The organism is Mesorhizobium sp. KR1-2, assembly GCF_040045035.1.
In the GTDB taxonomy this organism is placed as follows: domain Bacteria; phylum Pseudomonadota; class Alphaproteobacteria; order Rhizobiales; family Rhizobiaceae; genus Pseudaminobacter.
The window spans coordinates 120,839-144,071 of record NZ_JBDZDS010000009.1; the positions used below are offsets into that span (position 1 = coordinate 120,839).

Below are 23,233 nucleotides of genomic sequence, written 5' to 3' on the forward strand. Positions count from 1 at the left end.
GGCTGACGCATTTCGAACAGTAAACGTGTGCGGGCGAAGCCCGCCGGAGGTTATTATGGCATCAGTTCCCTTTGATCAGCTTGACGGCTTCATCTGGATGAACGGTGAGTTCGTCAATTGGGCCGACGCCAAGATTCATGTACTTACCCACGGGCTGCACTATGCAAGCGCGGTTTTCGAAGGCGAACGCGCCTATGGCGGCGAGATCTTCAAGCTTACCGAGCATACCGAGCGCCTGCATGAATCTGCTCGCATCCTTGGCTTTACCATCCCTTATTCGGTTGCGGAAATCGACGACGCGTGCCGCCAGCTCTTGAAGAAGCAAGGCTTCAAGGACGCCTATGTGCGCCCGATCGCCTGGCGCGGCAGCGACTCGCTCGGCGTTTCGGCCCAGCACAACCGCATCCACTGCGCGATCGCGATCTGGCAGTGGCCGAGCTACTTCGACCCGGCGCAGAAGCTGAAGGGCATCCGCCTCGACATGGCCGAGTACCGCCGTCCCGACCCGCGCACCGCGCCTTCGCGCGCCAAGGCCGCCGGCCTCTACATGATCTGCACGCTGTCCAAGCACGCGGCTGAGGCCAAGGGCTACGCGGACGCCATGATGCTCGACTGGCGCGGCCAGGTGGCGGAAGCAACCGGCGCCAACATCTTCTTCGTCAAGGACGGCAAGATCCATACGCCGACGCCGGATTGCTTCCTCAACGGCATCACCCGCAAGACCGTGATCGATCTGGCCCGCGCGCGTGGCATCGAAGTGATCGAACGCGCCATCATGCCGGAAGAGCTGGAGGGCTTCGAGCAGTGCTTCCTCACCGGCACCGCCGCGGAGGTCACGCCTGTTTCCGAGATCGGGCAGTACCGCTTCCAGGTCGGCGAGATCGCCAAGACGCTGATGGAGGACTATTCGGCCGCCGTTCAGCCCAAGCAAGCGATTGCCGCGGAATAAGTAGTATCGCAACGCGGATACCGGCGTTGTTTCAACGGGCGGCCCTTGGGTCGCCCGTTCTTATTTGGCCCGAAACGAATTTGACTTTCATTCAATTCAGGTTCTGATGGTGATGACGGCTCGCACGAGTCGGTCTTACTGTTGGAGGGATAGTGGAATGGAAGCACTTCTTCCGATCATCATACAACTCGTAACAGGCGCCATAGGTGGCCTCGGCGTCGGTGCGGCGCTCAAGCAGGCGGCGATGAGTGCGGCAGTGAAGATAATCTCGGGTGCCATTGGCGGTGTGGCTGGCGGCCAGATCGTCACCAGGGTCCTTTCCGATCCCAATGTCGCGAGCGCGATGTCGGGCGCGCTCGGCGACGGGATCGGCGGCCTCGTCGGCGGTGGCGTGCTGACGGCGATCGTGGGTGCGGTCATGGGAGCGATGAACAAGCAGGCCTGAGCGGCCAGACAGTTCCGGTTCCGATGGGCGGTCTTCTGGCCGCCCATTTTTGTTGGCGGCGATGGACCTCGCGGTGGTTCATGCCTAAATGAACGCGCACAAACGAGAGGAATGCCATGGGCCAGCTCAATGCAGGGATCGTGCCGGTCACGCCCTTCCAGCAGAATTGCACGATCCTGTTCGATGGCGACGACAAGACGGGCGTGGTGGTCGATCCGGGCGGGGACGTCGAGCAGATCCTCGCTGCGATCCGGGACAATGGCATCACCATCACCGCGATCTGGCTGACGCACGGCCATATCGACCACGCCGGCGGCGCGATGGAGCTGAAGGAGGCGCTGGGCGTCGACATCGTCGGCCCGCACGAGGACGACCGGCTGCTGCTGGACAATCTGGAAGCCCAGGCACAGCGCTTCGGGCTGCCAGGCGCGGTGCGCAACTGCGTGCCCGACCGCTTCCTCACCGAAGGCGAAACCGTTTCCTTCGGCGACCACAAGTTCGAGGTGCTGCATTGCCCCGGCCATGCGCCGGGCCACGTTGTCTACTATAATCGCGATGCGAAGTTCGCCCACGTAGGCGATGTGCTGTTCCACGGCTCAATCGGCCGCACCGATCTGCCGGGCGGCGATCATGGCGCGCTCATCCATTCGATCAAGGAAAAGCTCCTGCCGCTGGGCGATGACGTCGGCTTCATCTGCGGCCATGGGCCGGGCGGCCGCTTCGGCGAGGAACGCCGCAGCAATCCGTTCCTGGTGTAGGGACCTGACGAAGTTCTCCAAGCCGCTCGCGCTATGCCTCACACCGGCTCGCGGGCGGGGGCGATGCGGCGATAGATGAACTCGTCGCCCTTGTCCGTCCGCGCGGCGGCCTGGGCATCCTCGATCAGCATACCCATGCGCGCATGGATCGGCGACTTGATGCAGGCCGGATCGGTGGCGGCGGGGTCGCCGGCGATCGCCATGGCCTGGCATCGGCAGCCGCCCCAGTCGATCTCCCGACGCTCGCAACTGCGGCACGGCTCCTGCATCCAGTCGGTGCCGCGGAAGGCGTTGAACGCGGGCGAGTCCGTCCAGATCTCGTTGAGCGAGTGCTCGCCGAAGCGTTCGAAGGTCAGCGTGCGGATGGTCTGCGCGGCATGGCAGGGCAGCACCGTGCCGTCCGGCGCAACCATGAAGGCGTCGCGCGCCCAGCCGCCCATGCAGGGTTTTGGATAGGTGGCGAAATAGTCCGGCGTGACGAAATCGATGTTCATGATGCCACGTAGCCGCTCCTGCGCTGCGGCCACGATCTCCATCTGCTTCTCGACGGCCTCGCGGCTCGGCATCAGCGCGTCGCGGTTGACCAGCGCCCAGCCGGAATATTGCACATTGGCGATCTCCAGCCGCTCGGCGCCGAGCGACAGAGCGAGCTCGATGAATTCCGGCACCTGCTCGATGTTGTGGCGGTGGATCGGCGCGTTGATGGTGAGCGGGAGGCCCGCGGCGCGCACGCGCCTGGCGGTTTCCAGCTTCTGCTCATGGGCCGAGTGGAAATGGCTGATGAGCTCGGTGGTGGCCGGCCGCGCGCCCTGGATGCTGAGCTGGACGTGATCCAGTCCAGCCTCGGCCAGCGCCTGGATGCGCCCCTCGGGCAACAGGACGCCGGCAGTGATGAGGTTGGTGTAGACGCCGCGCATGGCGAGCCCGTCGACCAGTTCCTCAAGGTCGCGCCGCAGCGTCGGTTCGCCGCCGGAGAGATGCACCTGCATCACGCCGAGGTCGGCCGCCTCGCGGAAAAGGCGCAGCCAGGTCTGCGTGTCGAGCTCGCGGTTGCCCTTCATCAACTCGACGGGGTTGGAGCAGTAGGGGCATTGCAGCGGACAGCGATGCGTCAGCTCGGCCAGCATGCCGATGGGAGGGAGGAAGGGCTCGCTCATGGCTTCACCAGCAGCTTGTCGGTCCATTCCTGGAGGAAGTCGAGGACGTCGGCCGCCACGTCTTCCTCAGGCGCATCGTATTCGGCGGCCAGCCCCGAAATGATCTCCGCGACCGTGGTTTCGCCGTCGCAGCGCCGCAGTATGTCGAGGCTGACGTCGTTCGGCCAGAACACCCGCTCCGGCGACAGCACGGCCCAGGCTTGCCGCACCGGATCGAACTGCAGCCGGACATGGCCTGGCAGCGACGGCTTCGATTGCCGCGAGACGACGTATCTTTCGCGCAGAGCCGTCATGCGTCTTCCTCCGGCCGGAAGGCGCCGGGCGGGATGTGGCCCGGTTCGCAATAGGCGTGCATGAGGGCGTCGAGCATCGCCCACAGCACGTCGCATTTGAAGACGAGCGCGTCGATGACGGCCTGCTGGCGCTCGGGCGTGTCGGCATGCTCCAGCACATAGGCGAGCGCGAAATCGGAATCGCGTGAGGCCTGCTCAGGTCGCTTCTCGAAATAGGCGAGGGTGTCCCTGGTCACATAATCGTACTTGGCCAGGATCGCCGGCACGCGCTCGCCGATGATGATGGGCGAGAACAGCTCCGTCAGCGAGGAGGCTACGGCCTCCAGCAAGGTGCGGTCGGCGCAGAAGGACAGATAGGCGTTGACGGCGAAGCGCGTGGCGGGAAGCGCCAGCCTTTCGCTTTTGACCATCTCGGCCGAGAGCCCGAGCCCGGTGGCGAGCTTCAGCCATTTGGCGATGCCGCCGTTCCAGCCATCGTCGCCGTCATGGTCCTCGACGCGCTTGCGCCAGGCGGCGCGGAAGGCGGGGTCTTCGGCACGGGCGATGATGGTGGCATCCTTGCGCGGGATCACCGCCTGATAGCAATAGCGGTTGAGGGCCCAGGCCTGCATCTGCCCCTTGGTGAGGGCGCCCGCCGTCATCTGGTGATGGAAGGGGTGGCGGTTGTGGTAGCGCTCGGCGCCGACCTGCCGCAGAACCGCGTCAAGCTGCGACGCCGTCAGGCCACCCCTGGCCGCCTGGTGAAAATCGCTCACAGCTGCTGTCCGATAAATGTCGTTCACAGCTCGATCTCCATGCCGTCGTGACCGATTTCCCAGCCGGCGGCGCGGACGGCCTGATGCTCCACCGAACTTTCGTCGAGGACAGGGTTGGTGTTGTTGATGTGGACGAAGATGCGTCGGCCGATGGGCACCTCGGCCAGCCGCCGTATGGAGCCTTCGTCACCCGACATGGCGAGGTGCCCCATGCGGCTGCCGGTCTTGGGGCCGACGCCTGCGACCACCATCTCGTCGTCGGTATAGACGGTTCCGTCGAAGAGCAGGCAGGACGCGCCGGCCAGCCGCAGGCACAGTTCCGGCTCGATCCGCGCGCAGCCGGGAATGTAGAAGGCCGAGCCGTTGTGCCCCTTGCCGGCGATACGCACCGCAACGGTGTCGCCAGCCTCGGAGCCGTAATTGTCTTCCGGCCGGGTGGCGTCTTCGAGATAAAGGGCGATCTTGCCCGGCACCGGGAAAGCCTGGATGCGGACGCCGGTTTCTCGGCCCTCGGCGTCGCCTATGTCGATTTCCTCGTCTTCCGGCAGCATGCGGCGCGGCACGAGTGCCGGGTCGAGGACGTTGAAGATGGAATTGGCGCGCAGTGCCGCCAGCACCTGCTCGGTGGCGTAGATGGCGAAGGGTTGGCGCTCGCGCAGGCTCAGCAACCCGGCGATGTGGTCGACATCCGCATTGGTGAGCACGATCGCACGGATCGGCGTCGACCGCAGAGCGTGGCCGGGCTTGGGCTGCAATTCAGGTGTATCGGCGATCTGCTGGCGGATGTCGGGAGAGGCGTTGAACAGAACCCAGTTTTGCCCGTCCGCCGAAGCCGCCACGCTCGACTGCGTCCGGGGCCTCACGCCAATCACTCCGGCGCGCGCGGCGCGGCTGAGGTAGTAATTGCAGTTCCACTGCGGGAAACCGCCGCCCGCTGCCGATCCGACGATCTTCACGCGCATGGTAAAGTCCGTTTGTTATCGACCTATCCAAGCTCCCTTGGTCGCGAACTGCGACCGCGACTGCAGGAAACGAAGGCTTGGCGCGTGCTCTGAGGAGCACGCGCCTTTTCGCAGCTTACTTCTTCGGAGTGATCTCAGCCGGCAGGTACCGCGAAATCTCCATGCCTGCTGCCACCTGGCACATGCTTGGTTTTGTCCAGTTCTTCTTCATGATCTTCTCCTTCGGCCCGCCCCCTGGAAAAGGAGGGCGATCCGTCACTGTAGTCAGCCATTGCCTTGGCACCTTGATGCAATGGCTCGTCCATCGTCTAAATGGACAAATGAACCGGATCTTCGTGAAAAATATAATTAAAACAACGTATTAATGAGATTTCTTCCGCATTCCGGGCGGACCGTCGATCCCAGTGCGGAGAGCCGCCTCATCCCCGCCGTAGCCGGGGAAGTGCCGGAGGACCGACGCGAGCTGCTTTCGCCGGCTCGTCTGCCAACCTCCCGCAGACGACAATCGTATAACTTGTGCATATAGGTAAAGTTTTCCCATTTTCAGCACCTGCCGTCGGAATATTTGCTGCCGCGCGGCGGAATTCGGCCTTTTCCGTCCGGGGGCGGGCGCGGGCTAATGCGACTAGGGCCGATCCCGAGCGGCACGATACCTCTCCTTTCCCTACGCTACTGTGTGATCAGGTTGTCGCGCTCGTCGAGCAGGGGCACATGGTAGCCGAGCAGCAACTTGTTGATCTCGTCCTGGTTTTCCTGGATGAACCGGTTGAGGCTGCGCTTCCATTCCTGGTCGGAAGGCCGCACGCCCATGGTGATGCGGTAGGCCATGCGCGAGCCTGACTTTTCCTTGACCAGCGGCACAACGACCAGATCGGCATTGGCCTTGTGGGCATAGTAGCCGGCAATCGGCCCCCAGAGGACCGCGGCGTCGATCGTGCCGTCGACCAGATCCTTGACCATGACCTCGCCCATCGGCGGCGTGGAGCGCGAGTCGACGAACAGCGGATAGGCCTTGGCGTTGTCCATCAGCTTGGCCTCGGCCATGTTGGTGGCGGGCGGCGTGCCGCCGACAACGCCGATCTTCTTGCCGGCCAGCTTGGGATCCTCGAGCGTGTCGACGCCGTCGAGCCCGCTGCCCTTCTTGAAGACCAGTGCGTAGGTCGAGCGGTAGTAGGGATTGGTGTTCTGCACCAGTTCGTCGCCCTGCGCGAAGCCGATGATGACGTCGCAGCGATTGGCCCCGAGCGTGTTGCGCACGAAGCCGGTGACCATGGGAAACCAGGTATAGCTCACCGACTTGCGGCCCAGCTTGGCTGCGGCCATCTCCGCCAGCTTGTTTTCGAAGCCCTCGCCGTTCTGGTTGGAGAAGGGCATGTTGGCGGGGTCGGCGCAGACGCGCAGGACATCCCGGTCGACCAGTTCGCCCTGAGCCCCCAGGCCGGCGCCCTGCGCGAGCGCCGCGGCGGGCAGGGCGCATGCCAGCGCCATTGCCGCTACAATCTGCTTGAGCCCCGATATCTTGCTCGTCGCCATGATCATCCACCCATGCATTGGTTCTCGTAGTCCTTCGCCGCTTGCGGCTTGTCCTCATGCTTGGCCGGTCGCCCGCGTGGCAGGTCGCCAACCGCGCGCGCCCGCAGATAGACGTAGAGGTCATCGATGTAGCAATAGACGTTTTTGTTGTCGCCAAAGGCCGGCATGACGCTTTCCTGGCCGCCGCTGACGTTCTTGCGTCCCTCCGCAACGGTCGAAATGAACGTCCCGTAATCCATCGATTTCAAAGAGTCGGCCAAGGCGGGCGCATAGGACGAGCCGACACCGTCGGGACCGTGGCAAACGTGGCAGTCGGAATGATAGCGACGGTAGCCGCTGAAAGTGTACCAGTCGACCGTGCCGTCGGGCTGGATCTTGAATGTCGGGTTTCCGTCCGCGTCGAGATATTTGCCGTCTTTTTGTGAAGCCGCTGCTGCTTTTTGCGCGTCGTCGGCCCAGGCGAGACGAGCGTTTACGAGGGGCACGATGGACAGTGCCATCACTGACAGGGCGATGCGAGCGAACATTCAAAACCTCATGTTCTGGCGTTCAGCGACACGACGTGTTTCTGTGTTTGGTCTGCCTTGGATATTGTGTCGTGTTCCACACAAAGAGCCCGGGACGGATCGACGAAGCGTTCCGGGCTCTCATTTTCGATCCTGCCTTGCAGGACATTCACTTTCAACCGATCACTCCGGCAGGCCGAAGACGGTCAGCTGGCCGCCCAGGGTCGTATACTGAGCCAGTCCGGCATAACCGCCGACAGCGCCCAGTCCGGCCGTGTTGACGGCTTGCTGCTCGTTGCCACCAGGATGGCCCTGATCGACCGCGGCGTGCCATGCTTGGGCGTTCTTGGGCGCCAGCAGGCCACCTGCCAGACCGATGCCGGCCCAGCCGCCGACACCTGACAAGACGGCAATGTACTGCTTGCCCTTGTGCTCATAGGTCATGACGTTGCCGATGATGCCGGACGGCGTCTTGAACTTGTAAAGCTCCTTGCCGTTCTTATCGACCGCCTTCAGATAGCCTTCCAGCGTGCCGTAGAAGATGACGTCACCAGCGGTTGAGAGTGCGCCCGACCAGACCGAGAACAGTTCCGGCTTCGACCAGACGATCTCGCCCTTGGCAGCATCCCAGGCTATGAAGTTGCCCATGTCGCCGTTTTCGCCTGGCCCCGGAAACATCGACACGGTCGCGCCCACATAGGGCTGGCCGGCGGTGTAGCTCACCCGATAAGGCTCATAATCCATGCAGACATGGTTGGTCGGCACGAAGAAGAGCTTGTCCTTGGGCGAGTAGGTGGCTGGCTGCTCGTCCTTGGAACCAAGAGCGGCCGGGCAGACGCCAGCGGTGTTGACATCCTCGCCATTGTGCTGCGGCGAGTATTTGTCGACCACCTCCGGACGACCATACTTCTCGCTCTTGGGGTCCATGTTGATCTGGGTTGCCCAGTTCACGGCCGGATCGAATTTCTTCGCCACGAGCAGGGCGCCGCTTTCGCGGTCGAGCGTATAGGCGAAGCCGTTGCGGTCAAAGTGCACGAGCACGTCGTGCTTCTTGCCGTTGATGTCCATACCGTCGACGAGGATCATCTCGTTGACGCCGTCATAGTCCCACTCGTCGTGGGGCGTCATCTGATAGACCCATTTGGCGACGCCGGTGTCGGCATCGCGCGCGAAGATCGTCATCGAGTATTTGTTGTCACCGGGCCGCTGGACAGGGTTCCAGGTCGAAGGGTTGCCGCTGCCGTAATAGACCAGGTTGAGCTTCGGGTCGTAGGACAGCCAGCCCCAGGTGGTGCCGCCGCCCGTCTTCCACTGCTCGCCTTCCCAGCTCTTGAGGCTGGAGTCGGCGCCCACCGGCTTGCCGAGTTCGGTGGTCTTCTGCGGATCGACCAGTATATCGGCATCCGGGCCTGTCGAGTAAGCGCGCCAGGCACGCGTGCCGTCCTTGATGTTGTAGGCAGTCAGACTGCCGTGCACGCCAAATTCAGCGCCCGATATGCCGACGATCACCTTGTCCTTGACGACCATGGGCGCTGAGGTTCCAGATTCGCCCTTGCCGCCAGTGCTGCTGTCACCGTTCTTGACCGACCAGACCATATTGCCGGTCTTGGCGTCGATCGCGGTCAGCATCGTGTCCGCTTGGTTCAGGAACAGCATTCCGTCGCCATAGGCCAAGCCACGGTTAACCGTGTCGCAGCACATGATTGGAATGACGTTCGGATCCTGCTTGGGTTCATACTTCCACAGAATCTTGCCGTCGTTGTTCAGATCGAGCGCATAGACGATGTTCGGGAATGGCGTGTGGACATACATCACATCGCCTATCACCAACGGGGCGCCTTCATGGCCGCGTAGGACGCCGGTGGAGAACATCCATTTGACTTGGAGGTTCTTCACATTTTCGGCGTTGATTTGTTTCAGCTTCGAATAGCGGGTATTGGCATAGTCACCCGTGGGCATTGCCCAGTTCTTCGCGTCCGAGGCAAGTTTCTGCAGGTCATCATTTGCCCATGCGCCATAGGCCGACGCACAAGTCATCAATACGGCGGCTATTGGCAGGCAAACGGCTTTGTTGAATGCACGCATTGAAATCCTCCCGGGTTAGGGTCAGGAAGCAATCGTTTCGCCCAATCAATCCTCGCCCACAGGGGTTTGCCCAAGCTACCTGGCGGGGAACCATTTCCGGCAGCGTGTCACGCCCTAAGTCAGCGTGGGCGGAGGGCACCAAGCCGCCCACCTTGCCTGGACTACGAAAGATAGTCGCCGTTCCCATGACAACGACTTCCTTGAAGCCGGAAACGGCAAAAGGCTATGTCAGAACATTTGGCAAGGCAAGCACAAACGTCCATAATCATATTGCGATGCAATATTGTTTGTGATTTTTTCACAGTATATGTCGATTTATATTTATTCCAGTTTAAGTATGTGAATAATTTCCTCTTTCGTGAATTGAGGCGAATTGGCTTCGTTTTTTGAATTTTAACTTAAGATGAAACGGATTTAGTTTACTTCTTTTATATTGTCTCGGTTTGTATATCGAAGCCGGGAGAGGGCGCTATCCTGTCGAGTTAGTCCGCTATCATGAAACAATTCCCGGCCAGAACGGTTCCGAACGAAGACAGTTGTCATCACTCGAAGCCGGAAATGGAGGCAGGGAAGGCATCAGGAGCCCTTTGGCGTCGCGAAGAAGCATCATCCTTTGGTCCAATATCATGAGGACGGTGCATTGGGTGCCTGCAGTCGGCTGGACAGTCGTGCATTGCCGCGCCACCCTTCGGGCCGGGGAAGTCGAAATGCCATGGGAGAAAGACCATGTTTTCGAGACTGCCGATCGCGGTTACCGCAGCCATTCTCATTGCAAGCGCCTGTCCGTCGCAGGCTGCAAACGATTATCCGACCTCGGCGCGGGCCGACTACGTCTTCGCCTGCATGCAGGCCAACGGCCAAACGCATGAGATGCTCGATCGGTGCTCCTGCTCGATCGACGTGATCGCCTCCATCCTGCCCTATGATCGCTACGAGACCGCCGAGACCTTCCGGAGCATGGCGCAGACGACCGGCGAGGCCACCGAGCTTTTCCGCGAGAGCGCCCCGGCCAAGGCGGCGGGCGGCGATCTGCGGCGGGCACAGGCCGAGGCCGACGTCGTTTGCTTCTGATCTCTCGGCCGGGGCTGGTGAGGCCGAGGCTTACGGCTGCCCTATCTCTCCGAGTGCGACGCCGGGAAACTTCTGGCGGAACGAGCGCGCGAGATCGCTCATCACCTGCGGGTTGCGGCTCTGGCGGGGGATGCGGATGTCGAAATAGCCCAGCACATGCGCCGGGCGCGCCGACAGCAGGATGATCCGGTCCGACAGCATCAACGCTTCGCGCACATTGTGCGTCACCATCAGCGCCGTCGTCGGGCGGGCCGACCACACCGAGAGCACGAGATAGCGCAGCCGTTCGGCGGTCTGTTCGTCGAGCGAGACAAAGGGCTCATCGAGGAACATGACGGCGGGCTCGATGGCGAAGGCGCGGGCGATCGCCACGCGGCGGGCAAGGCCAAGAGAGAGTTCCGACGGGTAGAGAGTACGCATCTGCGACAGGCCGAGGCTGTCGAAGAGCTGGTCGAGATTGGCGTTGCGCATGCTCTTCGGCAAAGCGAGGCGCACATTCTGCTCCACGGTGCGCCAGGGCAGCAGCGTCGGCTCCTGGAACACGGCGCCGATGCGGTTGCTGTCGCCTTCGGGCAGCTGGAACGAGCCGGAGAAATCTGTGTCGAGGCCGAGCAGGATGCGCAGCGTCGTCGTCTTGCCGCAGCCCGAAGGGCCGAGCAGGCAGGCGAACTCGCCCTGTCGCACCTCGAACGACAGGTTGCGCAGTGCCGTCAGCGGCACGCCTTCCGTCGAGCGGAAGGTCTTTTCGGCGATGTCCACTTTAAGCGGCGCGACGCCGCCAACGGGTTGCATGTCGTTCAAAGGGCTGCACCAAAAGGAGTTCTATGAGAAGCATGATCGCCACGAAGGCCAGCGTGTAGGCCAGGATGGCGGCGACGTCGAAAAGCTGGAAATAAAGATGGATCTGGAAGCCGACGCCGTTGGAGCGGCCGAGCAGTTCCACGACGAGGACGATCTTCCAGATAAGCGCGATGCCGGAGCGAGCCGCGGCGGCGAAATAGGGCTGCAGCTGCGGGAGCAGGATGTGGCGCAGGCGGTCGAGCGCGCTGAAGCGGTAGACAGTCGCCATTTCGCCATAGCGCGGATCGAGCGCGCGGGCGCCCTCGCGCATGGTCACCACGACGTTGGGGATCTTGTTGACCGCGACTGCGCCGATGGCCGCCACTTCGTTCAGGCCGAACCAGATATAGGCAAGCACGATGATGACCAGCGCCGGGATGTTGAGGAACAGGATCACCCAAGGATTGAAGAACTGGTCGGCGCGACGGGAAATGCCGAGCAGGATGCCGATCACCGAGCCGATCGTCATCGCGACGACGAAGGCGGCGATGACGCGGCCAAGCGTGATGGCAAGGTTGTAGGGAAGCTCGCCATTGACGGTGTCCTTGACCAGCACGGCCCAGACTTGGTGCGGTTGCGGGAAGGCGCGGCTCGGCCACAGCGTCGCCGCAACGGTCCACAGCAGATAGAGGGCCACGAGCGAGACGATGACAGTGATCGCGGGCGCCATGGAGGAAACGATGCCACGCCCGCGCCGCCCGGCTGCGGTCGACGGCTCGGCACGGTGCGCCAGACCGTTTTGCTCCACGCTCATGTCCCCAGCCCCGGCCAGAAGGTGCCCGGTGCCATCTCGCGGGCCTGCCCGACGAGCTTTTCTCCGCCGATCTCGGCCAGCACGCGATAGAGCCGGGCGGCGTCCGCTTCCTCCTCGGCGACCGGGCGGGTCGGGATGCCCTCGCGGTAGCGATCGCGCAGGATCTCGAGCTCCTTGCCCTCGGCCTGGACGAGAGGCGCAAGGCGCAGCCATTCGTCATCCGACGTGGCCAGCAGCTGCTTGGCGGCGGCGGATGCCTTGACGAAACCTCCGATCGCCCGCGGGTGGTCGTGCGCCCACTGCTCATGAAAGACATAACCGATGGCCGCGACCGGGCCTTTCGCGCCGAGCGCCATGGCGGCATCGCTTGCGCCGACGAGGCGGCGGAAGCCATTGGCCTCTAGGCGGGCGCAGAAATGCCAGTAGTTCAGAGCCGCATCGAGCTCACCCTGTATCGCCTTTTCCGAAATGAGCGGCGGCGCGCCGAACACCACCGTGTCCCGGGCGGCAAGGTCGATGCCGTGGTCGCGCTGATAAAAGGCCTGAAGCAGCAGCCAGCTCTTGTCGAGCGGACCGCCGGCGACGCCGATCTTCCTGCCGACGAGATCCGCGGGAGCGCGGATCGGCGAGTCGTCTTTTACCATGATGGCGCCGACCGCCGATGAATAGGGAACCAGCGTCACATCTTCGCCGGCTGAGCGTTGCCGCGACACCCAGAGCCAGTCCGTGACGATCATGTCGATGTCGCCGGCCAGCAACGCCACGTTTGTCGCGTCCTCGCCTGCGAAATAGGCGATCTCAAGATCGACGCCGTTGGCTGCGTCCAGGCCGTGGTGCTTGATTGTGTCAAGTTCCCAGCTGACGGTGCCGAATTTCAGCACGCCGATCCGCACGTTGCCGTTCGCCATTGCCGGCCCATTCCAGGTGACGGCCGCTCCCGCGAGCGCGAGGCCCATCACGCCGATGACACTGCGTCGCGAAATCAGCATGGCGTCTCCTTGCAGGATCTGCCGCGGCGGCGGCGGGGTTTAAGTCGACTTCTCCTTGTTGGGGAAGGCGCACTTCCAGCGCACAACCCTGAGGGCGGGATGCTCCTCGGTCCATCTCGCAATCTCGGCAGGGGAAGTGTAGATGCACTCCCAAAGCGAGCCGTTACTTTCGAAATAGAGATGCTCGTCCCGGCAATTGGTCGGATTGGCGGTCAGGCAGACCGTCAGGATAAGATCGACCATATTCATGTCTGCACGTTTCGCCGCTGCGCGGCGTCCATAGTTGGCACGTCGGCCAGACCAGTCCGTCCGAATGCCGATCAAGCGTTGCCGGCTTCCCCAGGGTGCCGTTGGGGAAACCTTTGGGAGGCTACGCGCTCGCCGGAATGGCGTCAACCAACGACCGGCTTGCGTTTTCGGGTGTAGCGGCAGGCCGATTGACACCGGCGGTTGCGATTGACATCCCGGTGTCGCGATCTAGCTTGATAGACACGCGCGCCTTGCTTCGAAACGGCGAGACGCGCTCACCCAACCGGCCCAACAAAGCGCGTGCCGGCGGGACAACAACATCATACCCAGTCGTCAAGGGCACCCTGACGATCAAAGAGGAAACGCCATGCGCTCAATCGCACTTCTGTTCGCCATTTCTGCTGCCGGCATGTTGGTTTCCAATGCCCAGGCGCAGGATGCCGCCGCGGGTGAAAAGGTCTTCACCAAATGCAAAGCCTGCCATGTGGCCGACAAGGACGAGAACCGGGTCGGCCCGTCGCTCATGGGCGTCATCGGGCGCACTGCGGGAACCCATCCGAACTATCAGTATTCGCCGGCCATGAAAGAGGCGGGAGAGAAAGGGCTTGTGTGGAGCAACGAGACCCTGACGCAGTATCTGAAGGACCCCAAGGCGATGGTCAAAGGCACGAAGATGGCTTTTGCGGGCCTGAAGGATGACAAGGACATTGCCAACGTCATCGCCTATCTCGATCAGTTCTCCAAAAAGTAAGCGGGGAGAATAACTTGCGATGACGGGCTCCCGGATTGATTCCGGGAGTTCGAGCGGTTTGCGATGGTGGCGTCACGCCGCCTTGCGCAATGCCTGAAGCGCTGACGGCAATTGCAGCAGGCTGTCGCAGACCAGGTCAGCACCAAGCTCTTCGACCGGTATTTGGGTGTAGCCGCCACGCACAAGCGCGACGGGCAGGCCGGCGGCTCGCGCGGCCCCCACATCGGCCTTGCTGTCGCCAACCATCAAAGCTCCCTCCACGCCGATCCGCAGTCGCTCGAGCGCCAGAAGCAGCGCGTCCGGCGCCGGCTTCTTGTGGCTGACCGCATCGCCGCCGACGATGGCGCCGAGCATGTCGACCAGGCCGAAATGCAGGAGCACCTCGCGCGCGGCCCTTTGCGGCTTGTTGGTCGTCACGGCCATCGCGATGCCCATCATGTGGAACTCGGCGAGCGCCTCGCGGACGCCGGGCATCAGACTGCTGCGGCCGGTCAGGTGCCTCAGATAGATCGGCGTCATGTCCTGGACGACTTGCTCGAGCGCCCTGCCTGCCAAAGGGTTTCCCGATGCCTCGAAAGCACGCTCGACCAGCTTCGGCATGCCGTCGCCGATCATGGTGGTGACCGTTTCGACGGGGAAGGGCGGCAAATCGCGGCCTACCAGAAGCTCGTTGACCGCAGCCGTGATGTCGGGCGCGGAATCGATCAAGGTGCCGTCGAGGTCGAACAGGATCGCCCTCGGGAAGGGCAGGGGATTTAGGTCGAGGGTCATGCCGCTTCCTTCCATTTGATCGAGCAACCGATGGAGGCGATCTGCTCGCGCGGGCCATTGCCGGTGCTGGCAACCTGTTTCATCGCCTCGTAGAGATCACGGCGCAGGTCGGCGGCGCCGGTTTCCTTGCGCGAGGCATCGAGCCGGCCGCGATATTGCAGCCTGAGTTCGATGTTGAAGCCGAAGAAGTCGGGAGTGCAGGCAGCGCCATAGGCACGCGCCACCGATTGGTCCTCGTCATAGAGATAGGGGAAGCCGAAATGGTGCGCCTCGGCGAACAGCTTCATGTTGGCGAATGAATCTTCCGGATAGGCCTCGGCGTCGTTGGAACTGATGGCGACGAAACCGATGCCTTCGGCCTTCAGGTCCTCAGCGTCGCGGACGATGCGGCTGATCACCGCCTTCACATAGGGGCAGTGGTTGCAGATGAAAACGACGACCAAGCCGTTGGGGCCGGCTTGATCGAAGATGCGGTGCTGGTTCCCGTCGACACCGGGTAGGGTGGCATCGACTGCACGCCAGCCGAAGTTGCAGACCGGTGGAATGGCTGCCATGTTGCTTCTCCCTGCTTGCTCTAGGCGGCCTTGCGTAGCGCGCGATCGCCGGCGGCCCGGATCGCGGCGATGTTCTGGGCATAGGCCTCGGCCGTGCCGCCCTTGAACACGGCCGAGCCCGCCACCAGCACATTGGCGCCGGCGGCCGTGACCAGCGGCGCGGTTTCGGGCGTCACGCCGCCGTCGATCTCGATATCGATCGGCCGGTTGCCGATCATGGATTTCACGCGCTTCACCTTCTCGACCACGGCCGGGATGAAGGCCTGGCCGCCGAAGCCGGGGTTGACCGTCATCAACAGGATCAGGTCGAGCCGGTCGAGCACATATTCGATGACGCTTTCCGGCGTCGACGGGTTGAGCGACACACCCGCCTTCTTGCCGAGGTTCTTGATCGCCTGCAGCGAGCGGTCGAGATGCGGACCGGCCTCGGCATGCACGGTGATGATGTCGCAGCCGGCATCGGCGAAGGCGGCCAGATAGGGATCGGCCGGGGCGATCATCAGGTGGCAGTCGAACACCTTGTCAGTGCGGCCCCGGATCGCCTTGATGACCTGCGGGCCGAAGGTGATGTTGGGCACGAAATGCCCGTCCATGACGTCGAGGTGGATCCAGTCGGCGCCGGCGGCTGCTACCGCCTCGACCTCATCGCCGAGGCGGGAAAAATCCGACGACAGAACCGAGGGCGCGATCAGGGTTTTTGCGGTCATTGGCTGGGTTCCTCGCTCTTGGTCTTCATTGCGAAGACCCGGCTCGCGGTGATGTCCTCGGAAGAGATGGTCGAAAGGGCATTCGCGTCAAGCGGACCTTTGGAGTTTTCGAACAGGCGATTGGCCTGCCGGAGCCGCGCCCTGTCCAGTGCGTTGCGGATCGAGCGCGCATTGGCAAAGTGCGGTTGCTCGCGCCGCCGGGCGATATAGTCGGTGAGCGCGGCGACGCCGGGCGCGTCGAGCTTATAATTCTGGTGGTCGAGCATCTTCTTGGCGATATCGAGAAGTTCGCCATCGCTATAGTCGGGAAAATCGATGTGGTGCGCAATGCGCGAGCGGAAGCCCGGATTGCTCTCGAAAAAGCGTTCCATGCGCGGCGCATAGCCGGCGAGGATGACGACGAGGTCGTCGCGCTGGTTTTCCATCACCTGAAGCAGGATCTCGATAGCCTCCTGTCCGTAGTCGCGTTCGTTCTCCGGACGATAGAGATAGTAGGCCTCGTCGATGAACAGAACTCCGCCCATCGCCTTTTTCAGGATCTCCTTGGTCTTCGGCGCGGTGTGACCGATGTACTGGCCGACCAGGTCGTCGCGCGTCACCGAGACGAGGTGGCCCTTGCGGATGTAACCCAAGCGGTGCAGCAGGTCGGCCATGCGCAAGGCGACGGTGGTCTTGCCGGTGCCGGGATTGCCGGTGAAGCTCATATGCAGCGTGGGCGTGTCATGGGCGAGGCCCATGCGCCGGCGCGCCCGCTCCACAAGCAGCAGGGCCGCGGTCTCGCGGATGCGCTTCTTGACAGGGGCGAGCCCGATCAGGTCGCGGTCCAGCTCGGCGAGCACATCCTTGACGCCCGAGCTCTCGAACTCCTCGCGCAGGTCGATTGCCGTCGGGATTTCCTCGACGGGGGTTTCGGTTTCGGCTGTTGCTGTTGCGGACATGCGACTCTCCCGCGCCGTGATGCGCTTCTAGGGGGATGGGCCGGCGCGAAGAGGCGCCGGCCGATGTGTATCAGTCGTAGCGGCTGCCCGCCGGGCGGTCGGCCGAATAGGGCTTGGTGGTGTAACGCACCACGCGGCCGGGCGCTTCCTGCCGCTCGAGGCGGTAGCCGGGCTCCTCGGCCGGGCGGTTGACGATGAAAGACAGTTTCACCGACTCCCAGCCGGAGCTGGAGTCAAAGGCGACGACGCGGATGTAGCGGTCGCCATAGACCTTGCGGCATGCCTTCAGCTCCATAAGCAGGGCCGCCGCGTCCGGATTGTCAAACATCGGGTGGCCCCACATGTCCCAATAGGTGTTGCGGGGATGTGGGTCGTCGGTGAACTCCAGGCTGACGGCCCATTTGTTGTCGATGCAATACTGCACCTGCGCCCGGATCTGGTCGTCGGTGAGGTCGGGCAGGAAGGAGAAGGCTCCCTGGGTGATGCGCATGATCTGGTCTCCTTATTCGGCTGCCGTCGCCACCGGAACGAAATCCGGCGTGTCGGTCGAGGCGTAGTTGAAGGTCACGTCCTTCCAGGTTTCGAGCGCCTGCATCAGCGGCAGGCAGGTCTTGGCCGCATTCTTCAGGATTTCAGGGCCCTCGCGGACGATATCGCGGCCCTCGTTGCGGGCGAGGATCATGCACTCGAGCGCGACGCGGTTGGCGGTGGCGCCCGCCGCGATGCCCATCGGATGGCCGATGGTGCCGCCGCCGAACTGCAGCACGACGTCCTCGCCGAGCAGGTTGAGCAACTGGTGCATCTGGCCGGCGTGGATGCCGCCCGAGGCCACCGGCATCAGCTTGTTGAGCGAGGCCCAGTTCTGGTCGAAGAAGATGCCGTTCTCCAGCCGCATCGGATTGAAGTCCTCGCGACAGACGTCGTAGTAGCCGTGGGTGGTCGCCGGGTCGCCTTCCAGCTTGCCCACCACCGTGCCGGCGTGGATGTGGTCGACGCCCGCGAGCCGCATCCACTTGGCGATGACGCGGAAGGAGACGCCGTGGCTCTTCTGGCGCGTATAGGTCGAGTGGCCGGCGCGGTGCAGGTGCAGGATCATGTCGTTCCTGCGTGCCCACTTGGCCATGGACTGGATCGCTGTGTAGCCGATGACGAGATCGATCATGACGATGTTGGAGCCGAGTTCTTTGGCGAAGTCGGCGCGCTCGTACATGTCCTCCATGGTGGCGGCGGTGACGTTGAGATAGGTGCCCTTGATCTCGCCCGTCTCGGATTGCGCCTTGTTGACGGCCTCCATGCACCACAGGAAGCGGTCGCGCCAATGCATGAAGGGCTGCGAGTTGATGTTCTCGTCGTCCTTGGTGAAGTCGAGCCCGCCTTTGAGAGCCTCGTAGACCACGCGGCCATAGTTGCGGCCCGACAGGCCCAGCTTGGGCTTCACGGTTGCGCCGAGCAGCGGGCGGCCGAACTTGTCGAGGCGCTCGCGCTCGACCACGATGCCGGTGGCCGGGCCCTGGAAGGTCTTTACGTAGGCGACGGGCAGGCGCATGTCCTCAAGCCTCAGCGCCTTGAGCGGCTTGAAGCCGAACACGTTGCCGATGATCGAGGCCGTCAGGTTGGCGATCGAGCCCGGCTCGAACAGGTCGAGGTCATAGGCGATGTAAGCAAAGTACTGGTCGGGTGTATTGGGCACAGCATCGACCCGATAGGCCTTGGCCCGGTATTTTTCCGATGCGGTCAGGCGGTCGGTCCACACCACCGTCCAGGTCGCGGTCGAGCTCTCGCCGGCCACGGCCGCCGCCGCCTCGATCGGATCGACGCCATCCTGCGGCGTGATGCGGAACACGGCGATGATGTCGGTGTCCTTGGGCTCGTAGTCGGGCTCCCAATAGCCCATCTTCTTGTACTGCATGACACCGGATCTGTAGCGTTCGGCTCCGGTGACGGTTTCGGACTTGTTGGCCATGGCTCTGGTCCTTTCTTCCTTTGGGTTGGACCGCCTCAGGCGGCCTTGGCGGGGGCGATGTGCGGGTCGAGCTTGCCGGCGGCATAGCGCTTGGCCATCTCGTCCATGGCGATGACCTTGATCTTCGAGGCGTTGCCGGCTGTGCCAAAACGCTCGAAACGGTCGCGGCACAGGTCGCGCATGGCGTCCATCGCCGGTTTGAGGAATTTGCGCGGGTCGAACTCGCTCGGATGCTCCATGGCGATGCGGCGGAACTGGCCGGTCATGGCCATGCGGCAGTCGGTGTCGATGTTGACCTTGCGCACGCCGTGGCGAATGCCGCGTTCGATCTCCTCCACCGGCACGCCGTAGGTCTGGGGCATCTGGCCGCCATATTTGTTGATGACGTCCTGAAGCTCCTGCGGCACCGAGGAGGAGCCGTGCATGACCAGATGCGTGTTGGGCAGCTTGCGGTGGATCTCCTCGATCACGCGCATGGCCAGGATGTCGCCGTCGGGCTTGCGGGTGAACTTGTAGGCGCCGTGCGAGGTGCCGCAGGCGATCGCCAGCGCGTCGACCTTGGTGCGGGTGACAAAGTCGACCGCTTGGTCGGGGTCGGTCAGCAACTGGTCGTGCGACAGCGCGCCTTCCGCCCCGTGGCCGTCCTCGGCCTCGCCATGACCCGTCTCCAGCGAGCCGAGCACGCCGAGTTCGCCCTCCACGGAGGCGCCGACCCAATGGGCCATGCGGGCCACGTGTTCGGTAATGGTGACGTTGTATTCATAGCTGGCAGGCGTCTTGGCGTCGGCCTCCAGCGAGCCGTCCATCATCACCGAGGTGAAGCCGTGGCGGATGGCGGTGAGGCAGGTGGCTTCACTGTTGCCGTGGTCCTGATGCATGCAGACCGGGATTTCGGGATAGATCTCGGCAAGCGCGTCGATCATCTTGGCCAGCATGATGTCATTGGCGTAGGAGCGGGCGCCGCGCGATGCCTGGATGATGACCGGCGCGTCGCAGGCCTTGGCCGCCTCCATGATGGCGAGGCCCTGTTCCATGTTGTTGATGTTGAATGCCGGCACGCCGTAACCGTGTTCTGCGGCGTGGTCGAGCAATTGCCTCAGCGTGATGCGCGCCATGGTCAGGCTTCCTCCTTCGTCCTCAATTGCTTCTTGCGGGGTTCGAGCGTCCGGCCGATCGCCGCGGCGGTGTCGGCCATGCGGTTGGAAAAGCCCCATTCGTTGTCGTACCAGGACATGACCCGGACGAGGTTGCCCTCGATGACCTTGGTCTGGTCGAGCGCGAAGGACGACGAGGCCGCGTTGTGGTTGAAGTCGATCGAGACAAGCGGTTCGTCGACGACGGCGAGAATGTTCTTCAGCTTGCCGTTGGCGGCTGCCTTCATCGCCTCGTTGACCTCCTCCACGGTGGTCGGGCGAGAGGGTACGAACTTGAAGTCGACCACCGAGACGTTGGGCGTCGGCACGCGGATGGCGACGCCATCGAGCTTGCCCTTCAGCTCCGGCAGCACCAGGCCGACGGCCTTGGCGGCACCCGTCGAGGTGGGGATCTGGGAGAGGGCTGCGGCGCGGCCGCGGTAGAGATCCTTGTGCATGGTGTCCAGCGTGGGCTGGTCGCCGGTGTAGGAGTGGATCGTGGTCATGAAGCCGCGCTCGATGCCGATGGCCTCATGCAGCACCTTGGCGACCGGCCCCAGGCAGTTGGTCGTGCAGGACGCGTTGGAGACGACGACGTGTTCCTTGCCGATCTTGTCGTGGTTGACGCCGTAGACCACGGTCAGGTCGGCGCCGTCGGCGGGGGCGGAGACGAGCACGCGGCGAGCGCCGGCGGCGAGATGCGCCGAGGCCTTCTCCTTCGAGGTGAAGATACCGGTGCATTCGAGCGCGATGTCGACGTCCAGCTCCGCATGCGGCAGCTCGGCCGGGTTGCGGATCGCCGTCACCCTGATCGGCGACAGGTCGTCGACCTCGATCGTGTCGCCCTTGACGGTCACCGTGCCGGGGAAGCGGCCGTGGACGCTGTCGTAGCGCAGCAGATGCGCATTGGTCTCGACGGGGCCGAGATCGTTGATCGCCACCACCTCGACGTCGGTGCGGCCCGACTCGATGATGGCGCGCAGGATGTTGCGGCCGATGCGGCCAAAGCCGTTGATTGCGACACGAACTGCCAATTGCTCCTCCCGTTCAGTCGATGAGCTCGAGGGCCGCGCCGGCGACCGCTTCGGGCGTGATGTTGAAGTGGCGGTAGAGGTCCGAGGCCGGTGCGCTGGCGCCGAAGCCGGTCATGCCGATGAAGGCGCCGTTCTCGCCGATCCAGCGGTCCCAGCCGTGGCGAGCGGCGGCTTCAACCGCCACGCGCGGGGCGGTGCCGAGGACGGACTTGCGGTAGGCCGCGTCCTGCGCCTCGAACAGCTCCCAGCAGGGCATGGAGACGACGGCCGCCTCGATGCCGCGCTCGGCCTTCAGCTTTTCGGCAGCGGCCACCGCGATCTCGACCTCGGAGCCGGTGGCGATGAGGGTTACCGCGCGAGGGCCCTCCGTCTCGCGCAGCACGTAAGCGCCGCGCGCCGAACGGTTCTCGCTCGAATGGGAGAGCTGCAGCATCGACAGATTCTGGCGCGACAGCACCAGCACGCTCGGCCGGTCTCTCGTCTTCAGGGCCAGTTCCCAGCACTCCGCCGTCTCGATGATGTCGGCGGGGCGGAACACGTTGAGATGCGGCGTGGCGCGCAGCATGGCCAGGTGCTCGACCGGCTGGTGCGTCGGGCCGTCTTCGCCGAGACCGATGGAGTCGTGGGTCATGACATAGATGACCCGCTGGCCCATCAGCGCCGACAGCCGCATGGCGCCGCGCGCATAGTCGGTGAAGCACAGGAACGTGCCGCCATAGGGCACGAAGCCGCCATGCAGCGCGATACCGTTCATGGCCGCGGCCATGCCGTGCTCGCGGATGCCGTAGTGAACGTAGCTGCCGGAATAGTCGCCGGCGACGAGGCGGTTCATGCCCTTGGTGATGGTCAGGTTCGAGTGGGTGAGGTCGGCCGAGCCTCCGACGGTGAGGTCGGTGGCACCGTTGATGACGGAAAGCGCCATCTCGGAAGCCTTGCGGGTGGCGACCTTGGTGGCCTTCTCGACATGCTCCTTGCGGAAGGCGTCGAGCGCCTCGAACACGGCAGCGGGGATCTCTCCCGTGATTGCAGCCTGGAAGCCATCGCGGCGCGGCGAAGCAGCAAGCCGTGCCTCCCACTCGCGGCGCGCGGCCTCGCCGCGGCCGGCAACCTCGCGCCACGCAGCCACAATTTCATCTGGCACCACGAACGGCGGCCACGACCAGCCGATGTTTTCGCGCGTGGCGGTGACCTCGGCTTCGCCGAGCGGCGCGCCATGGGTCTTTTCGGAGCCCTGAAGGTGAGGCGCGCCCTTGCCGATAATGGTGCGGCAGGCGATCAGCGAGGGGCGGTCTGAGTTACGTGCGTGCTCGATTGCCGCGGCGATCGCATTCGTGTCGTGGCCGTCGATCTCCTGCACGTCCCAGCCTGCCGCCTTGAAGCGGGCCGGTTGGTCGATCGAGGTCGACAGCGAGGTCGGGCCGTCAATGGAAATCGAATTGTTGTCCCAGAAGACGATCAGGCGATCTAGCTTCAGATGGCCGGCAAGGTCGATCGCCTCGTGGCTGACGCCTTCCTGCAGGCAGCCGTCGCCGGCAATCACATAGGTGTAGTGGTCGACGAGATCGGCGCCGTGACGCGCGGCCAGCATGCGCTCGGCCATCGCCATGCCGACGGCGGTCGAGATGCCCTGGCCGAGCGGGCCGGTGGTGGTCTCGATGCCCAGAGCGTGGCCGTATTCGGGGTGGCCGGCGGTGCGGCTGCCGAGCTGGCGGAAGTTTTGCAACTGCTCGATCGGCATGTCGGGATAGCCGATGAGATAGTGCAGCGCATATTGCAGCATCGAGCCGTGGCCGGCCGAGAGCACGAAACGGTCGCGGTCGGGCCAATTGGGCTTCGACGGGTCGAGCTTGATGAAGCGGCGGAACAGGACCGTCGCCACGTCGGCCATGCCCATGGGCATGCCGGGGTGGCCCGAATTGGCCTTCTGCACGGCGTCCATCGCCAGTGCGCGGATGGCGTTGGCCATGTCGCGCTCGGAGACGGTCCCGGCGGCGGGGCTCTGCTTTGCGGACGTTTGCAGGTTCATGGGTTCCTCC

General features: G+C 63.6%; 26 protein-coding genes. 5 read left to right on the forward strand and 21 right to left on the reverse strand.

Annotated features, from left to right (window positions below; all coding sequences use genetic code 11):
• The first annotated feature begins 55 nt into the window (after window positions 1-55).
• From ABLE85_RS17965 to ABLE85_RS17975, 3 genes are all read left to right on the forward strand, one after another.
• Complete coding sequence (locus ABLE85_RS17965) at window positions 56-949, forward strand: branched-chain amino acid aminotransferase (protein WP_348794077.1); 894 nt, start codon at window positions 56-58, stop codon at window positions 947-949.
• A 157-nt stretch (window positions 950-1,106) separates the two neighbouring features.
• A complete protein-coding gene (locus ABLE85_RS17970) occupies window positions 1,107-1,394 on the forward strand; it encodes a hypothetical protein (protein WP_348794078.1) in 288 nt (95 codons plus the stop codon).
• A 116-nt stretch (window positions 1,395-1,510) separates the two neighbouring features.
• Window positions 1,511-2,152 carry an MBL fold metallo-hydrolase gene (locus ABLE85_RS17975; RefSeq protein ID WP_348794079.1) on the forward strand — a complete coding sequence of 214 codons (642 nt, stop codon included), beginning with the start codon at window positions 1,511-1,513 and terminating at the stop codon, window positions 2,150-2,152.
• A gap of 38 nt (window positions 2,153-2,190) precedes the next feature.
• On the opposite strand, the gene pqqE is transcribed toward ABLE85_RS17975, so the two are convergent.
• From pqqE to ABLE85_RS18015, 8 genes are all read right to left on the reverse strand, one after another.
• Entirely contained in the window at window positions 2,191-3,309 is a 1,119-nt protein-coding gene (gene pqqE, locus ABLE85_RS17980; RefSeq protein ID WP_348794080.1) for a pyrroloquinoline quinone biosynthesis protein PqqE, read from the reverse strand.
• A complete protein-coding gene (gene pqqD, locus ABLE85_RS17985; RefSeq protein ID WP_348794081.1) occupies window positions 3,306-3,602 on the reverse strand; it encodes a pyrroloquinoline quinone biosynthesis peptide chaperone PqqD in 297 nt (98 codons plus the stop codon). Before pqqD ends, pqqE begins: the two co-directional genes overlap by 4 nt.
• A complete protein-coding gene (gene pqqC, locus ABLE85_RS17990) occupies window positions 3,599-4,357 on the reverse strand; it encodes a pyrroloquinoline-quinone synthase PqqC (protein ID WP_348794082.1) in 759 nt (252 codons plus the stop codon). Before pqqC ends, pqqD begins: the two co-directional genes overlap by 4 nt.
• Before the next feature lie 23 nt (window positions 4,358-4,380).
• Complete coding sequence (pqqB, locus tag ABLE85_RS17995) at window positions 4,381-5,319, reverse strand: pyrroloquinoline quinone biosynthesis protein PqqB (protein WP_348794083.1); 939 nt, start codon at window positions 5,317-5,319, stop codon at window positions 4,381-4,383.
• 115 nt (window positions 5,320-5,434) lie between these two features.
• The gene (locus tag ABLE85_RS18000; RefSeq protein ID WP_106725802.1) at window positions 5,435-5,530 is read right to left on the reverse strand and encodes a pyrroloquinoline quinone precursor peptide PqqA; all 96 of its coding nucleotides are present in this window, start codon (window positions 5,528-5,530) and stop codon (window positions 5,435-5,437) included.
• Between the two features lie 458 nt (window positions 5,531-5,988).
• Window positions 5,989-6,807, reverse strand: a complete 819-nt coding sequence (locus ABLE85_RS18005; RefSeq protein WP_348794211.1) for a substrate-binding domain-containing protein — start codon at window positions 6,805-6,807, stop codon at window positions 5,989-5,991.
• Window positions 6,808-6,854: 47 nt separating this feature from the next.
• Entirely contained in the window at window positions 6,855-7,379 is a 525-nt protein-coding gene (locus ABLE85_RS18010) for a c-type cytochrome, methanol metabolism-related (protein WP_348794084.1), read from the reverse strand.
• Between the two features lie 162 nt (window positions 7,380-7,541).
• Window positions 7,542-9,395 carry a methanol/ethanol family PQQ-dependent dehydrogenase gene (locus ABLE85_RS18015; RefSeq protein WP_348794212.1) on the reverse strand — a complete coding sequence of 618 codons (1,854 nt, stop codon included), beginning with the start codon at window positions 9,393-9,395 and terminating at the stop codon, window positions 7,542-7,544.
• 774 nt (window positions 9,396-10,169) lie between these two features.
• Here ABLE85_RS18015 and ABLE85_RS18020 point away from each other — a divergent pair.
• Window positions 10,170-10,514: a hypothetical protein gene (locus tag ABLE85_RS18020; RefSeq protein WP_348794085.1), complete on the forward strand. Its 345-nt coding sequence runs from the start codon at window positions 10,170-10,172 to the stop codon at window positions 10,512-10,514.
• 30 nt (window positions 10,515-10,544) lie between these two features.
• Here the strand turns inward: ABLE85_RS18020 and ABLE85_RS18025 are convergent, their stop codons facing one another.
• The 4 genes from ABLE85_RS18025 to ABLE85_RS18040 are packed head-to-tail and all read right to left on the reverse strand — an operon-like array spanning window position 10,545 to window position 13,346.
• Complete coding sequence (locus ABLE85_RS18025; protein WP_348794213.1) at window positions 10,545-11,306, reverse strand: ATP-binding cassette domain-containing protein; 762 nt, start codon at window positions 11,304-11,306, stop codon at window positions 10,545-10,547.
• Window positions 11,275-12,108 (reverse strand): ABC transporter permease, encoded by an 834-nt coding sequence (locus tag ABLE85_RS18030; RefSeq protein ID WP_348794086.1) that lies wholly within the window; start codon window positions 12,106-12,108, stop codon window positions 11,275-11,277. Before ABLE85_RS18030 ends, ABLE85_RS18025 begins: the two co-directional genes overlap by 32 nt.
• Complete coding sequence (locus tag ABLE85_RS18035; RefSeq protein ID WP_348794087.1) at window positions 12,105-13,097, reverse strand: ABC transporter substrate-binding protein; 993 nt, start codon at window positions 13,095-13,097, stop codon at window positions 12,105-12,107. Before ABLE85_RS18035 ends, ABLE85_RS18030 begins: the two co-directional genes overlap by 4 nt.
• 39 nt (window positions 13,098-13,136) lie before the next feature.
• Window positions 13,137-13,346: a hypothetical protein gene (locus ABLE85_RS18040; protein ID WP_348794088.1), complete on the reverse strand. Its 210-nt coding sequence runs from the start codon at window positions 13,344-13,346 to the stop codon at window positions 13,137-13,139.
• Window positions 13,347-13,713: 367 nt separating this feature from the next.
• On the opposite strand from ABLE85_RS18040, the gene ABLE85_RS18045 reads away from it, so the two are divergent.
• The gene (locus tag ABLE85_RS18045) at window positions 13,714-14,097 is read left to right on the forward strand and encodes a cytochrome c family protein (RefSeq protein ID WP_348794089.1); all 384 of its coding nucleotides are present in this window, start codon (window positions 13,714-13,716) and stop codon (window positions 14,095-14,097) included.
• Between the two features lie 72 nt (window positions 14,098-14,169).
• On the opposite strand, the gene gph is transcribed toward ABLE85_RS18045, so the two are convergent.
• The 9 genes from gph to tkt form a co-directional block, all read right to left on the reverse strand.
• Window positions 14,170-14,868, reverse strand: a complete 699-nt coding sequence (gene gph, locus ABLE85_RS18050; protein ID WP_348794090.1) for a phosphoglycolate phosphatase — start codon at window positions 14,866-14,868, stop codon at window positions 14,170-14,172.
• On the reverse strand, window positions 14,865-15,422 hold the full coding sequence (locus tag ABLE85_RS18055; RefSeq protein ID WP_348794091.1) for a thioredoxin family protein: 558 nt from the start codon (window positions 15,420-15,422) through the stop codon (window positions 14,865-14,867). Before ABLE85_RS18055 ends, gph begins: the two co-directional genes overlap by 4 nt.
• A 20-nt stretch (window positions 15,423-15,442) precedes the next feature.
• Entirely contained in the window at window positions 15,443-16,129 is a 687-nt protein-coding gene (rpe, locus tag ABLE85_RS18060; protein ID WP_348794092.1) for a ribulose-phosphate 3-epimerase, read from the reverse strand.
• Window positions 16,126-17,067: a CbbX protein gene (cbbX, locus tag ABLE85_RS18065; protein WP_348794093.1), complete on the reverse strand. Its 942-nt coding sequence runs from the start codon at window positions 17,065-17,067 to the stop codon at window positions 16,126-16,128. Before cbbX ends, rpe begins: the two co-directional genes overlap by 4 nt.
• A gap of 70 nt (window positions 17,068-17,137) precedes the next feature.
• Window positions 17,138-17,557, reverse strand: coding sequence for a ribulose bisphosphate carboxylase small subunit (locus ABLE85_RS18070; protein ID WP_348794094.1), 420 nt, complete (start codon window positions 17,555-17,557; stop codon window positions 17,138-17,140).
• A 12-nt stretch (window positions 17,558-17,569) separates the two neighbouring features.
• Window positions 17,570-19,030 carry a form I ribulose bisphosphate carboxylase large subunit gene (locus tag ABLE85_RS18075; protein WP_348794095.1) on the reverse strand — a complete coding sequence of 487 codons (1,461 nt, stop codon included), beginning with the start codon at window positions 19,028-19,030 and terminating at the stop codon, window positions 17,570-17,572.
• Between the two features lie 35 nt (window positions 19,031-19,065).
• Window positions 19,066-20,145, reverse strand: a complete 1,080-nt coding sequence (gene fba, locus ABLE85_RS18080; protein ID WP_348794096.1) for a class II fructose-bisphosphate aldolase — start codon at window positions 20,143-20,145, stop codon at window positions 19,066-19,068.
• 2 nt (window positions 20,146-20,147) lie between these two features.
• Complete coding sequence (gap, locus tag ABLE85_RS18085; RefSeq protein WP_348794097.1) at window positions 20,148-21,197, reverse strand: type I glyceraldehyde-3-phosphate dehydrogenase; 1,050 nt, start codon at window positions 21,195-21,197, stop codon at window positions 20,148-20,150.
• Window positions 21,198-21,210: 13 nt separating this feature from the next.
• Window positions 21,211-23,223, reverse strand: coding sequence for a transketolase (gene tkt / locus ABLE85_RS18090; protein WP_348794098.1), 2,013 nt, complete (start codon window positions 23,221-23,223; stop codon window positions 21,211-21,213).
• Between the last annotated feature and the right edge of the window lie 10 nt (window positions 23,224-23,233).